Annotated in this window: 12 protein-coding genes; 6 read left to right on the top strand and 6 right to left on the bottom strand. The window is 38.2% G+C overall.

The window, feature by feature from the left end; translation table 11 throughout:
* Positions 1–4: 4 nt before the first annotated feature.
* A complete protein-coding gene (locus tag HDC90_RS14320) occupies positions 5–1,507 on the top strand; it encodes an alpha-L-fucosidase (protein ID WP_184467485.1) in 1,503 nt (500 codons plus the stop codon).
* A gap of 455 nt (positions 1,508–1,962) precedes the next feature.
* Positions 1,963–2,232: a hypothetical protein gene (locus HDC90_RS14325; protein WP_184467487.1), complete on the top strand. Its 270-nt coding sequence runs from the start codon at positions 1,963–1,965 to the stop codon at positions 2,230–2,232.
* A 174-nt stretch (positions 2,233–2,406) separates the two neighbouring features.
* Here the strand turns inward: HDC90_RS14325 and HDC90_RS14330 are convergent, their stop codons facing one another.
* The 4 genes from HDC90_RS14330 to HDC90_RS14345 form a co-directional block, all read right to left on the bottom strand.
* A complete protein-coding gene (locus HDC90_RS14330) occupies positions 2,407–3,189 on the bottom strand; it encodes an HAD-IIA family hydrolase (RefSeq protein WP_184467489.1) in 783 nt (260 codons plus the stop codon).
* A 273-nt stretch (positions 3,190–3,462) separates the two neighbouring features.
* The gene (locus tag HDC90_RS14335; RefSeq protein ID WP_184467491.1) at positions 3,463–4,191 is read right to left on the bottom strand and encodes an esterase family protein; all 729 of its coding nucleotides are present in this window, start codon (positions 4,189–4,191) and stop codon (positions 3,463–3,465) included.
* A 66-nt stretch (positions 4,192–4,257) separates the two neighbouring features.
* Positions 4,258–4,845, bottom strand: coding sequence for a GDSL-type esterase/lipase family protein (locus HDC90_RS14340; RefSeq protein ID WP_184467493.1), 588 nt, complete (start codon positions 4,843–4,845; stop codon positions 4,258–4,260).
* 446 nt (positions 4,846–5,291) lie between these two features.
* Positions 5,292–5,462 (bottom strand): hypothetical protein, encoded by a 171-nt coding sequence (locus tag HDC90_RS14345; protein WP_167294575.1) that lies wholly within the window; start codon positions 5,460–5,462, stop codon positions 5,292–5,294.
* 470 nt (positions 5,463–5,932) lie between these two features.
* Between HDC90_RS14345 and HDC90_RS14350 the strand changes: the two genes are divergently transcribed.
* The 4 genes from HDC90_RS14350 to cysM all read left to right on the top strand — a co-directional run bounded on the left by HDC90_RS14350 (position 5,933) and on the right by cysM (position 12,374).
* Positions 5,933–8,539 carry a PQQ-dependent sugar dehydrogenase gene (locus HDC90_RS14350; RefSeq protein WP_184467495.1) on the top strand — a complete coding sequence of 869 codons (2,607 nt, stop codon included), beginning with the start codon at positions 5,933–5,935 and terminating at the stop codon, positions 8,537–8,539.
* A gap of 25 nt (positions 8,540–8,564) precedes the next feature.
* Positions 8,565–10,457, top strand: coding sequence for a heparinase II/III family protein (locus HDC90_RS14355; protein WP_184467497.1), 1,893 nt, complete (start codon positions 8,565–8,567; stop codon positions 10,455–10,457).
* A 221-nt stretch (positions 10,458–10,678) separates the two neighbouring features.
* Entirely contained in the window at positions 10,679–11,491 is an 813-nt protein-coding gene (gene epsC, locus HDC90_RS14360) for a serine O-acetyltransferase EpsC (protein WP_184467500.1), read from the top strand.
* A 10-nt stretch (positions 11,492–11,501) separates the two neighbouring features.
* Positions 11,502–12,374, top strand: coding sequence for a cysteine synthase CysM (cysM, locus tag HDC90_RS14365; protein WP_184467502.1), 873 nt, complete (start codon positions 11,502–11,504; stop codon positions 12,372–12,374).
* 10 nt (positions 12,375–12,384) lie between these two features.
* Here the strand turns inward: cysM and HDC90_RS14370 are convergent, their stop codons facing one another.
* Both HDC90_RS14370 and HDC90_RS14375 read right to left on the bottom strand, forming a co-directional pair.
* Entirely contained in the window at positions 12,385–12,774 is a 390-nt protein-coding gene (locus HDC90_RS14370; RefSeq protein ID WP_184467504.1) for a response regulator transcription factor, read from the bottom strand.
* A gap of 16 nt (positions 12,775–12,790) precedes the next feature.
* Positions 12,791–13,108 carry a hypothetical protein gene (locus HDC90_RS14375; RefSeq protein WP_184467506.1) on the bottom strand — a complete coding sequence of 106 codons (318 nt, stop codon included), beginning with the start codon at positions 13,106–13,108 and terminating at the stop codon, positions 12,791–12,793.
* Between the last annotated feature and the right edge of the window lie 469 nt (positions 13,109–13,577).

Raw genomic sequence — 13,577 nt, forward strand, 5'->3', positions numbered from 1 at the left:
ACAGATGAAAAATATATTAAAGTTTGCCTTGGTTACCCTTGCCACTATAGCTGCAGTAAACCCTGCAGATGCGCAGTGGACGGGACCAAAAAGCAAACCTACAAAAGAGGTTGAAGTTAAATACGGAAGCTTAACACCACCACACCGTACCGATGCGGATATGGAAGCCTTTCGCAGTTATGGTTTAGGGCAGTTTATCCACTGGGGAATTTATTCTATTGCGGGTAACGAATGGAATGGAGTAAGCGCAAGGGGAGGTGCAGCAGCATCAGAATGGATCCGCTCATGGGGTGGACCTACAGCGCCAAAAGATTGGACCGAAACTTACGATAACCTATACAAACAGTTTAACCCGAAGAATTTCGATGCCAAACGTTGGGCTAAACAAGCTAAAGATATGGGGGCTAAGTATGTGATTTTTACTACCAAACACCATGATGGTTTTGCAATGTGGCCTACAAAATATTCTGACTATAATATTTCTAAAACACCATATAAAAAAGATATCGTAAAACAGATTGTAGATGCCTATACCGCCGAAGGTATTGATGTGTATCTCTATTTCTCTATTTTAGAATGGAACAACCCAAATTATATGGGTAAAGCCCCAAAAACAGATGAAGAGAAAGAAAAATTTGGTAAATTTTTAGCTTATACCCGAAACCAACTTTTAGAGCAGCTGGATAACTATCCGAAAATTAAAGGTTTTTGGTTTGATGGTACTTGGGATGCCTCGTGGAAAAGCGCCTACGAGTTTACCTATAATCTAGAAAAAGAACTGCGCGAAAAACATCCCGGATTAATTATTGGCTCACGTTTCCGTAATGATGAACACGGCGCGCGCCACTTCGATTCGAATGGCAATATTTTGGGCGATTATGAACAAGGCTGGGAGCGTAAACTACCAGCAGAATTTGAATGGCTGAATGGTAATGATTGGGATGCGGTAATGACTATTCCACCAAACGGTTGGGGTTATATGAAAGATTGGTCGGGAATTTATACCAAAACTGCAGATGATTTATTGGACATGCTGATGCATTCGGTATCAATGAATGGCAATTTTGTATTAAATTTTGGCCCTGATGGTAATGGAAATATGCACCCAGAGGAAGATAAAATTGCAAAAGAAATTGGCGAATGGGTAAAACTAAATGCAGAGGCAGTGTATGGTGTGCGTCATGCTGCATTAACACCTTCTAAGTTGGGCTACTTTACACAAAAAGATGATAACCTTTATTTAACTGTTTTTAATCAACCTGTAAATGGAATGGTGCGCATTGCCGTGCCTAAAAACGCCAAACAGGTTCCGGGTACTGCCGCACTTTTGGTTAACAACAAAAATTTAACGCTAAAACAATCAGACATTGGCTTAGATCTCGATAAAAATACCTATTACGATGTAATGCTGCCAAAAGATTTTCAAGCCAACAAGGCATTTGTAATCAAAATGAAACTGGTAGTGCCAAAAGCCACAACAACAAAGTTAATGGATGCGAAAATGTAGCTAAGCTGATGCTTTACTTCGTTAATCTTGTGCGATTTAAAACAAACCTTGTTGTTATAAGCTATCAAAACCTGGTTTGATTTAAGAATTAAATGTAAACGATAGGGTAATGAATAGGTTGATTAGTGCCTGAATTATTCCGTCTATACTAAGTGTGTGCGTTAGACTGGTTATCTGATGTTACACCTGGTAAATACATTTACTTGGTTAGTTAGTGATTGCGTAGCGACGGATGTTTCTACGCAATCTTAATCCTAATCTAGTGAAGATGAACATCGATATTATAACTTACCAAACCAGATGATCTTAAGTGGTTGATATACTTAATGTTGGGTTAAAATTGCAGTGTAATTTTAACAATTTCATAATGCTAGCTAATCATCTTACTAATAACAGCTGTTCATCTTTGTTTAAAAGGCTTTAACCAAGTAATAAGACGATTTAAACACAATGATATGAGATTGATTTCTTGCGTGGCACTATTAATGGTTATACCAGCAATTGGGCTTTTAACCAAAGCGAATAAATTTACCGACAAAAAAAGGCCTGATATGCCAGTGCATGAGCAGCTTGTCAATGATTCTACTTCATTTAGTTTGTTTAAAGGAGTTGGTACAGCTGCTAAGTTTGATCAGAAGCCCGCTGTATTTACAACTAATAATCAATCGAGTTTTTTTAAGCCCGTATATCTTAACTCAGCCCCTTTATTTACCATTAATAAATGAAGGAATCTTAAAGCAAATTTAATTTATTTGTTATGTGATGTCAGATATTTCTATCTGACACCTGGTTAGTTTTATTCAATGTTTTTCTCTGTCAGATGGTAACATCTTACAGCAAATTAACTTTGATTTATACTATTGACTAACAACTTGGCACTTAGGACTCCAAACTCCCAACTATTTGCCTTCCCACCAAGTTAACGGAAACTTTATTTCATCAACAGAGCTTGCAACCATATCGGGTTTAAAAGCATAATGACCTAGGCGATCTTTGCTTGATATGCCCGAAAGTACCAGAATGGTTTTATATCCCATCTGAACGCCTCCTTGTATATCAGTTTCCATGGTATCGCCAATAACAGTAGTTTCACTGGTTTCCAACCCTAGAAATTTACGTGCCGAGCGCATCATCACCGGACTTGGTTTACCTGTAACAAACGCTTTTCTGCCGGTCGCTTCCTCAATCATTGCGGTGGTTGCTGCGATACCAAGGTTGTTCCATCCTGGTTTTTTGGGAGACGGATCTCTGTTGGTGGTAATAAATTTAGCTCCTGCAAGAATCATATCAACGGCGCGTTGCACCATTTCGAGCGTAAAGTTTCTACCTTCTCCTAGTACTACAAATTCGGGATCAGTGTTTACTAAAGTAATACCATGATCATGTAAGCTACTTAATAAGCCACCTTCTCCCAGTACATAAGCAGTACCATTTGGGCTTTGATCAGAAAGAAATTTTCCGGTAGCCATTGCACTCGTATAAACATGGCTTTCTTCTACTTTTATGCCCAGTCCTTTTAGTTTACGTACAACTTCTAAAGCCGTTCTTTGGCTGTTGTTGGTCATAAATGCAAAGGGAATATCTTCTTCAATTAAGTTTTTAATGAATTTATCAGCACCAAATATCAATTCTTCCCCACTATAAATCACCCCATCCATATCTATTAACAATCCTTGTTTCATATATTTTGTAGATTTAATCTGTTTATGTACAAACTTAATATTTTCTTGTTCAATCAATGTTAAAATTAAGTCTACTGGCCGTCAGTTTTAGAAATTAATTATCTGTTGTTTTATAGCGATATCTGCTGGCTTTTTTTGCGCAGAGGGTTGCTAGCGGAAGGATTGTAGACCATTATTACTATGGTTAAAGGAATATCGTTTCAGAACATTACGGAATGTTATAAGTAGAGATTAAAACATGATGTGAAACTAAGAAGTGATTTAGGATAAATACTAAATGTATATAGGTACCATTTTTCGCCAGTAATGGGGGCGGTGTGCATTGCTTTCCCAGGTGTGGAACTGATTGGGTACACCTTTTTCCCATAGTAAACTACTCAAATGTTGGTTTCCGGTTAAAAACGGATCGGTTTCGCCTACTGCCAAAATAATTTCCATACTTCTAACTGCCGATAACAACCGGTCATCATTTAGGTTGGCTATATACTGTGCTGGCATATTAAAGTAAACTTCATCGCTGTGAAATCCGTTTAACAGATCCCTAAAATCACCTATGTTGTCAGTAAGGTCATATCTTCCACTAATACCAACCGCTTTTTTAAATAACCAGGGGTATTTCATGGCCAGGTTTATAGCGTGATAGGCGCCCATACTACAGCCTGCAGTTTCTACATAATCGCCATCATTTTTCTGATTAATAAGCGATAGTACTTCTTCTAGCAGATATTTTTCGTACTGTAAATGCCGGTCTATCCGTACCGATGGAAATACCTCGTCGTTATAAAAGCTTTCTCCATCTATACTATCCACGCAGAAAATTTGAAGCTCTCCATTTTCAATCTGCATACTTAAAGAAGCTATAATTCCCCAGTTTTCGTAATCGTAAAACCTGGCCATACGGGTAGGGAAAAAGATTACTGCTCTTCCTGCATGTCCGAAAACCAATAGTTCCATATCCCGTTGAAGATTATGGCTGAACCATTTATGATATTCCCTGTTCATTAGCTTTAATTCTTTTGCGGAAAATTAAGGCATCTATGTTATCGGGATATTAATTAAGCGTAATGATTAACCTAATTTCTCTTTAACAGTACTTGTCCATAAACGATAACCCTCTTCACTTAGGTGAAGTCCGTCGTTATCGTAAAGCGTAGGGTTCGGATTACCTTCTTTGTTGAGCATTTTCTTAAAAACATCAATAAATTTCCAATGATTATTGAGTTTAATGATTTCGCTTTCGATAAGGTTATTGGTATATCTGAACTGATCGGCCATTTGCCAACGCGTAAGACTAGGTTTTAAGGAAATAAAATAACATGGCAGTATGCCAAACCGTTGGTTAACTTTAACCATCAACTGCAGGAAAAAAATAAATATCTCCTCTGGGTTTCTACCATCGCCAAGGTCGTTATCACCGGCATATACCACAAATGCCTTTGGCCTGTAGTCCATCATAATCCGCTCAAAAAACCATACACATGCTGCTAGTGTAGAGCCACCAAAGCCTAAATTGGTTACTTTCATGTAATCAAAATCATCTTCGAGACTATTCCACAACCGGATAGATGAGCTGCCATAGAAAATAACGCCCGGGTGCTCGCGATCTAAGCGATGTGCCCTTTCCAATTGTTTAACTTCTTCTTCGTACCAGTACATATCGCTAAAGATAAAAATATCTGCCTCTTGAAGAAATGTATTGTATGTTAAGTTTATGTTATGAGGTGCAGGTTATTGGTTCATTAGTCATTTGTTTATGGTTGATCGCCAAATTGTTTTTAGCGACCGTTTAAATCTTTTTTCTGTTAACTTCTTAATGGTAATGAGTATGGAAACTGGTTAATTGGTGATTTGTTCATTGGTACATTCATAAAAAGCCCAGACATAATGCCTTGAATTTCTTAATGGTTAGGAAATAAAAATGCAGAGAATAGAGTCAAGCTTATTTTTTTCCTGAGTCATCCCACTATTATAAGGAATGGCTAATCATTTAACAGAAAATTGCTAACTGTTAATTGGTAAACTGACTGTAGATTTTTTTAATTCATGCGCGTTGCCTCCCGAGCAATTTTCAGCTGGGATTTTAAACTTTAACTAGTTAAAGACTACTCACTGTAGTTCCTCTTATTAGCAGCATAAATATGGTACCAGATGTACAGAATCCATATTAACACCACTGTGCTATAAACCAATTCGGGCTCAAATGAATCCCTTGTAGTTAATAACGCAATGGAGGAGATCAGGGCAGCCAGGAAGAAATAAAGAATATTTTTCATAACGTACTGATTTAATGAATGTTGGATTTAGTAAATATAATAAAATATCTCCTTAGAATCAATTGTTTGTGGAAATAAATTACTAGAATATGATAAAATGACTTAATTATCTCTTTTATTTGGTGTTTTATGTTCATTTGTCTGTATTTTAATTAGTTAAGAGCTTAATAATTGATTGATTGTGGTGCTGAAATACTTGAATTTTAGTTTTGAACCGAATTTAAAACAAGCTTCAATTTAGAAGACGTTTGTAAAGCTGTTTTACTTTAAAATCAAGCGAAAAATTAATTTAAAATTGAGGATTATTATGCTGTTGATAGATCAAAACAGATAGTTGGTTTTAATTCGGTGAAAAATGAGGTAATTGGATAATAAGTGGGTAGAACATCATAAAATTGTGGCATTGGGAGATTTATAATTTTTTGTAAGTTTACCCGACACAACCAACCAAGAAACAAGAACACACACAAATGATTAAATTTTCTTTAAGCTTAATTTCTTTTACACTAGTTTTTTTTGGATTAAAAAACTTTTTTAGCGAACCAAAGATACAACGCGTATCACCTCCCGAATTAACGATAACCAACTTTGCCGGACCAGATGTTACACCCAGCCCAGCCTGTTTAGCGGTAGCACCAACCGGAGAAGTATATGTTGGTGTTGATATGATCGGCTCTTTAGGTAAAGATCCCGGTAAAGGACATATCCTTAAATTGATAGATAAGGATAACGATGGTAAAATGGACGAACATGTAGATTTTGCTGAAGTAGATAATCCACGTGGCATTATTGTTCAAGGCAATCAGGTTTACGTATTACATACCACTTTTTCTAAAGAAACAAAACAAGCTACGGGCATGAATTTGGTTGTTTTTGAAGATAAAGATGGCGACGGAAAAGCCGATGGACCCGAAAAACCGCTTATTGAGCATATTAGTAATGCCAAATATATTCGCGAACGTGGTACCGATCATGCTACGAATGGTATAAGGATGGGCATTGATGGATGGATTTACATTTCTGTAGGAGATTTTGGATTCCATGATGCGGTAGATCGTTCTGGTAAAAAATTAACCATGTTAGGCGGCGGGATTATACGTGTTCGCCCTGACGGAACTGAAATGGAAGTATATACACACGGTACACGTAATGTTTATGATGTAGCTATCGACCCTTACATGAACGTTTTTACGAGAGAAAACACCAATGACGGCGGCGGATGGAATGTTCGTTTCTCTCATCACATACAATCTGGCGAATATGGCTATCCGGTTTTATTTCAGAATTTTACCGACGAAATTATTCCGGCACTTGCCGATTTGGGTGGAGGTTCGGGTACTGGGGCATTATATATGGATGAACCAAACTGGCCTGAACAATATAACCATGTACCAATGATGGCCGATTGGGGCAGAAGCATGCTTTATATTCATCGAGTAACTACTGATGGTCCAACTTTTACGCAAAAAGACGAAGAATTTATTAAACTACCGCAGATAACAGACCTTGATGTAGATGGCTCAGGAAGACTATATCTGTCGGCTTGGGATGGTGCAGGTTATTCTGGCAGTCCGAATAAAGGCTACGTTGTTCGTGCAGTGCCAAACAATTGGACCTACAAAGCTTTTCCTGATGTTAAAAAAGCTTCAATTAAAAAACTAACTGAACTACTTAAATCCAATAGTGCAGTGGGCCGTTTAACGGCTTCGCAAGAATTGGTTTCGCGCAATGATAAACAAGCTGTTTCAGCAGCTTTAAAAGTTGCTTCCGATCAGAGTTTAGCACTCGATGTCCGTATAGCTGGCCTGTATACCTATGCACAGCTGACCAAAGAAAATGGTATTACAACCTTAGTTGAATTTACTAAAGATAAAGCAATTAAGGAATTTGCGTTAAAAGCACTTGCTGATCGTAAAGCCAATATAGATAAAGTGCCGGTTGAACCATTTTTAGAAGGATTAAAAGATCCTTCTCTTCGTGTTCAGGCAGCTTCTGTAATTGGTTTAAACCGTTTGGGCAGGGTAGAAGTTGCCAATGTACTTTTACAAACCAAGGTGCCCGCTTCATTTACAGCACCTGAAAAAGGTACCGAAGGACCGCATGCAACACCAAATTCAGCCATTATTTTACCCCATTTAGCGGTTAGGGCTTTAGTTGATCTTCAAGCAGTAGATGCTTTACTTGCAGCAGTTAAAACCGAAAATGCTACCCTGGCGCTTTGGGCATTACGTTATATGCATACCGAAAAAGTGGTTAACGGACTGATCGAAAACTATAAACAATCGTCTGATGAAAAATTAAAACAGCAGATCTTGGTTACCTTGGGCCGTTTGTATAAAAAAGAAATCGCCTACGATGCTACCTGGTGGTGGGGTACACGTCCCGATTCACACGGACCATATTTTAAGGCCGTTTCATGGGAAGGTTCTCCTATTATTGAGAAATTCCTGAAAGAAGAGGCTACAAAAGCCGGAGCGAAGGGAAAACAATTTTATGTTGATTTGAATGCCCGCCAAAGGATGGATATCCCTGAATTTGCCGAAGAAGAAAAAGTAGCTACAGCCGAAGAGCCAAAAATTGATCTGGATAAAATTAAAAACAAAAAAGGTCAGGTGGGTAAATCATCTATCGAAGATGTATTGCTGGCCATCAATAAATTACAGGGCGATCCCTTAAAAGGAAGAAACATCTTTAATAACCAGGGATGTATTGCCTGCCATAGTTTAAGTAAAAGCGAGAAAATGAAAGGTCCTTTTATGGGGCAGATTGGTTCTATTATGAACCGTGAGCAGATTGCAGAATCGATATTAAAACCCAATGCTTCTATCTCTCAGGGCTTTGCAACTGTAATGATTACTGCAAAAGGCGATCGTACCTATATGGGCTTTATTACGGAAGAAACAGCTGCTAAAGTAGTGGTTCGTAATATTGCAGGAGAAGTTTTTACCATTAAAGCGGGCGATATCCTGTCGAGAAAAGAAATGGAAACTTCGATGATGCCTGAAGGCTTAGCTAATTCATTATCGTACGAAGAACTGGCTTCGCTAGTTTCTTTCTTATCTGAGCAGAAGAAATAGTTTCACGTAGTTAAATTTGATAAGTATGGTAGCGCCTATTAAAAAAAATCAGCTTGTCACAATTATATTTACCATTATAACCTTGTTTTGCTCAACGCTTGCAGTAGGGCAAAACAAGGAAATTGATTCCGCTTTTCAGATGCCTTCGCATCCAAGGTTGTTGATGAGCTATGACCTTGAAAAACAGATATTAGAAAATGTAAAACACGATGGTAAGTTTAAACAAATCCATCAAGCCATACTATCAGAAGCAGATCGCGTTTTAAATAAATCGGTATTGGAGCGGGTAATGATCGGTAAACGTTTGCTTGATGTATCAAGAGAAGCACTTAAAAGGATTTATTACCTTTCTTATGCTTTTAGGCTTAGCCACAATAAAAAGTATGCTGCAAGAGCAGAAAAAGAATTGCTTGCGGTATCGGGCTTTAAAGATTGGAATCCAAGTCATTTTCTGGATGTTGGTGAAATGACAATGGCTTTGTCAATAGGCTACGATTGGTTATATCAGGATTTACCACAATCAACAAGAAATATAGTCGCCCTTGCCATTCTCGAAAAAGGAATACAGCCTTCAACAGACAATAAGTATAATAACTGGTTAAATATTACCAATAACTGGAATCAGGTATGCAATGCGGGCATTTCATTTGGTGCAATAGCTACTTTTGAAGAACACCCAGCCTTATCGGCTAAACTTATTAACCGGGCAATAAAAAGTGTAATCTTACCCATGAAACAATATGCTCCGGATGGTGCTTATCCCGAAGGCTATGGGTACTGGGAATATGGTACTACTTTTAATGTGATGTTTATCAGTGCATTGGAAGGTGTTTTTCATCAGGATTTTGACTTAAGCACTCAGCCTGGTTTTCTTAAAACGGCTGATTACCTGGATAATATGATGGCCCCTTCGGGCAGGCCTTTTAATTATTCAGACAGCGGACCCAATGCTGAATTTAATCCTGCACTTTTTTGGTTTGCATCAAAATTGAACGATCCTGGTATACTCTGGATAACCCAAAAACAACTTGATGAGCAAATGCCATTAAAGAATAGGTTATTGCCATCAGCAATGATATGGGGTGCAAAACTATCGCTGAACAACATTCGTCCTAAAAATACTAAATTTTGGATCGGAAATGGTCCAAATCCGGTTGCCTTGATGCGAAGTTCGTGGACAGATCCGCTGGCTACCTTTGTGGGCTTTAAAGCTGGTTCGCCATCAGTTAGTCATGGTCATATGGATGTGGGATCTTTCATCATGGAATCGCAAGGTATACGTTGGGCAATGGATTTTGGAATGCAGAATTATGAATCTCTCGAATCAAAGGGTATTAACCTGTGGGACAGTAAACAAAATGCGCAGCGATGGAAGATATTCCGTTATAATAATTTTGCACACAATACCCTTTCAATCGATAGTACTTTGCAAAATGTTAGGGGAGATGCTGCTTTTATCAGCTATTCAGATAATAACCAGTTTATGAACGCAGTTGCCGATCTGAGCGCCTTATATGCCGATAAACTAAAGAAATCGATAAGAGGCGTAGCCTTGATCGATAAAAAAACGGTGCTGATCCGCGATGAAATAACTGTAGGAAATACTGATGTTACACTTCGGTGGTCGATGGTTACGCCTGCAACAGTGCAAATTATTAACGAGCATACCATTGAATTAAGTTATAAAAACAAAAAATGTTATCTCACTGTGGATGCCGAAAGCGAAGTTAAAATGAAAACCTGGTCAACAGACCCAGTTACAGATTATGATGCTAAAAATCCGGGAACTTCTATTGCAGGATTCGAAGTAAGACTCAAAGCCGATAGTAAACAGGCCATATCTGTTTTTCTGGATGCAGGGAATCTACCAGAAAAAAACTTTTCTGCTAAACTAATTGTCAGCTGGGCCAAAAAATAAATAAGCGCAATTGCTAATGTGTTCCAGCGCTACGTGCTAAGGCTTGATTTACTGATAATTCTTTTTAAAAGTATACTAATAAATATTTTATTGTTATCGTCGAGCAATTTTTATCATAAAAATGCACCGGTTGTTTTGGTTTAAAAAAACAAAACTTACATTTAGCGATTAAATCTATATACCCAGTCGATGAGCAGATCGGGCAGGTATAACCACCAGTTATGGAAGACCATTTTTTTAAACAAATTATTAAGAATCCTCTTGAACAACCAAATATTCCGCCCAATGAAGTAATATCCCTATGGGCAGAAAAGCTAATTCAAGTACTTTTTCCTGAAAATTCCCCTAAAGTATTTTCGACGATTATAGAAGTAAAGAAATACATTACTGTTTTGGAGCTTGAGCTTTACGATATCATATCAGCAAGTTGTAAGCTTAAAAATAATGAATGTAAAAATGCAGCCGGTCAGTTTTTTGAAAAACTACCAGAGCTTTACCGTGTATTGAATACCGACATTGTAGCCATTTACGAAGGTGATCCGGCAGCACAAAGCAGGTTTGAGGTAATTAGAACCTACCCTGGATTTTATGCCATCTGTTTCTATAGGATTGCCCATATGCTTTATAATTTTAGTATACCGTTGGTTCCGAGGATACTTACCGAATATGCCCATTCTAAAACAGGTATTGATATTCATCCTGCAGCCAGTATTGGCGAGTACTTTCATATTGATCATGGAACTGGGATTGTTATTGGCGAAACCACTACAATAGGCCGTTATGTGAAACTTTATCAGGGGGTAACACTTGGTGCTTTGAGTGTTAAAAAAACATTGGCAGGTAGCAAACGTCACCCAACAGTAGAAGATAGAGTAGTTATCTACTCAGGTGCAACCATATTGGGGGGCGAAACCATCATCGGGCACGATAGTATCATCGGGGGTAACGTATGGCTTACAGAGAGTATCCCGGCTTTTTCTACGGCTTACCATTCTCCAATAATTACCATTAGAAACCATAAAGAAACCAATTAAATATTAAAATATGGCAGGAATAATCGATCTGATCGGAAATACACCAATGGCTGAACTTCAAAAGCTGAATATTAACCCCGCTGTACGGGTATTTGCCAAATTAGAAGGGAACAATCCGGGCGGTAGTGTTAAAGACAGGGCGTCGCTCAATATGATCAGAAGTGCAATAGAACGTGGCGATGTAGCTCCCGGAACTAAATTGGTGGAGGCCACAAGTGGTAATACCGGAATCGCATTAGCCATGATTGCAAGTTTATATAACTTAGAAATTGAACTGGTTATGCCAGCCAATTCTACGCGCGAACGTAAAGTAACTATGGAAGCTTTTGGCGCAAAAGTAACGTTGTTAGAAAGTATAGAAGAATGCAGAGATTATGCAGAAGAAAAAGGCATTTCAAAAGGGTATTTTTTATTAAATCAATTTGCAAATCCGGATAATTATATGGCGCATTATAAAACAACCGGACCAGAAATATGGAGAGATACCGAAGGGCAGGTTACACATTTTGTAAGCGCTATGGGAACAACAGGAACCATTATGGGCTGTTCGAGATTTTTTAAGGAAAAAAATAATAATATTCAGATTGTGGGCTGCCAACCTACTGAAGGGGCTTCTATTCCAGGTATCAGGCGTTGGCCTGAAGAATATTTACCAAAAATATTCGATCCGCTGAGGGTAGATCGTGTAATGGATATTGCGCAGGAAGAAGCAACTTTAATGTCGAGAAGAATGGCTAAAGAAGAAGGTTTATTTGCAGGTATGAGCTCTGGAGGTGCCTGCGCAGCTGCTTTGAAGCTTGCTGGCGAGCTGGATAAGGGAACCATTGTTTTTATCGCCTGCGATCGGGGAGATCGCTACCTAAGCAGCGATCTTTTTGGTTAAGCAAAAATTATTAATCTTGTTGGGCCTTTTTTGATAAAAGCATCCGAACCCTTTGAGTAATGGCATCCATTTCAAAGGGTTTTTCTATATAATCATCCCAATGTGTTTTGTAATAAGCGCTATTATGAATGCCATTGCGTGCCGACATGAGTAGGATAGGAATGGAACTATGAACAGATAGCTTTAATTCTGTACATATCGCCCTTCCATCGGTCACGCCAAGCAAAGTATCCATTAAAATAATATCGGGTTGGAAGGCAGCAATTTTGGCGTGTAAATCCATCGCATTGGAAAGATTCATGGTAATATAGCCCTCAAATTCGAAGATCATCTTTATGGCATCAAGTGTTGCAGGGTGATCTTCGATAATTAATATTTTTGGTTGGGATATTGAGAACATTTTTTTGTATTAGTAATTAAGGAAAGCTAAGATTACCTGTTCCTCGTTTTTTTAACAATAACTCAAATATTTTCGAGTCCGTTCTGGTAAGGCTATCAAGAGAATTACGCAAGCTCTGGTTCACCAAACTTAAATTGGTGAACATGGTTCTGAGCGTTTCGTTTTCATCCCTTAGTTCTAAAAGTTCATTGGCGATGCTGCCGAAATCTCTAATCCAGCTGTCGAAACAATTTTTATCAATTTCTAGAGCAATACAAATTTCCTCGGGATCTCTGCCGTTGTAAAATTCTTGGATGCTGCCAATAATTTTAGCAGGTGTGTTGTTCGGTTTCATGGTTGGTTTCTGGATGCTGTTGTGCAGAAGGCTAAACCGTCCCCTGTCTAGACCTCCTGCGGCACAGCATTTTATTTTAAAAATTTTCGTTAAGGGATAGGGACAAAGAAATATAGCGTTTAAGGCTTATCAAAATTTTTGTCTACGCAGTTATACGCATCAACTTTAAGTGTTTGTTTTTCAGTAAGAAAGATAAAATGTAATTGGTGTTTGGTTCATTATATATAGTTTTTGATGAATTAGCGTTCTAAATAAGCCATGCCGTCAGGCGTGTAACAAATCATCCCGGAAAAGACCGTTTCTGTCGACATGGCTAAAATATAAGTACAACCCAGACAAAAGCATTAAGTCTGTTCGGTTAAAAAACGGTATCGCACCGCGTGCACTCTATATAGCTATATGCAAAGAGGGTGCGGCAGGTTGTTTTGGTTGATACTCATTTCTACGCATGAGTATATAAGTTATTGTA

The organism is Pedobacter sp. AK013, assembly GCF_014205835.1.
In the GTDB taxonomy this organism is placed as follows: Bacteria; Bacteroidota; Bacteroidia; order Sphingobacteriales; family Sphingobacteriaceae; genus Pedobacter.

What these genes read in the sequence shown, in the direction of transcription:
- cysM (WP_184467502.1), top strand. Translation starts at nt 11,502, where the DNA reads ATGGCAGGAATAATCGATCTGATCGGAAATACACCAATGGCTGAACTT.
- HDC90_RS14340 (WP_184467493.1), bottom strand. Translation starts at nt 4,845, where the DNA reads ATGTACTGGTACGAAGAAGAAGTTAAACAATTGGAAAGGGCACATCGC.
- HDC90_RS14330 (WP_184467489.1), bottom strand. Translation starts at nt 3,189, where the DNA reads ATGAAACAAGGATTGTTAATAGATATGGATGGGGTGATTTATAGTGGG.
- epsC (WP_184467500.1), top strand. Translation starts at nt 10,679, where the DNA reads ATGGAAGACCATTTTTTTAAACAAATTATTAAGAATCCTCTTGAACAA.
- HDC90_RS14345 (WP_167294575.1), bottom strand. Translation starts at nt 5,462, where the DNA reads ATGAAAAATATTCTTTATTTCTTCCTGGCTGCCCTGATCTCCTCCATT.
- HDC90_RS14335 (WP_184467491.1), bottom strand. Translation starts at nt 4,191, where the DNA reads ATGAACAGGGAATATCATAAATGGTTCAGCCATAATCTTCAACGGGAT.
- HDC90_RS14370 (WP_184467504.1), bottom strand. Translation starts at nt 12,774, where the DNA reads ATGTTCTCAATATCCCAACCAAAAATATTAATTATCGAAGATCACCCT.
- HDC90_RS14325 (WP_184467487.1), top strand. Translation starts at nt 1,963, where the DNA reads ATGAGATTGATTTCTTGCGTGGCACTATTAATGGTTATACCAGCAATT.
- HDC90_RS14375 (WP_184467506.1), bottom strand. Translation starts at nt 13,108, where the DNA reads ATGAAACCGAACAACACACCTGCTAAAATTATTGGCAGCATCCAAGAA.
- HDC90_RS14355 (WP_184467497.1), top strand. Translation starts at nt 8,565, where the DNA reads ATGGTAGCGCCTATTAAAAAAAATCAGCTTGTCACAATTATATTTACC.
- HDC90_RS14350 (WP_184467495.1), top strand. Translation starts at nt 5,933, where the DNA reads ATGATTAAATTTTCTTTAAGCTTAATTTCTTTTACACTAGTTTTTTTT.
- HDC90_RS14320 (WP_184467485.1), top strand. Translation starts at nt 5, where the DNA reads ATGAAAAATATATTAAAGTTTGCCTTGGTTACCCTTGCCACTATAGCT.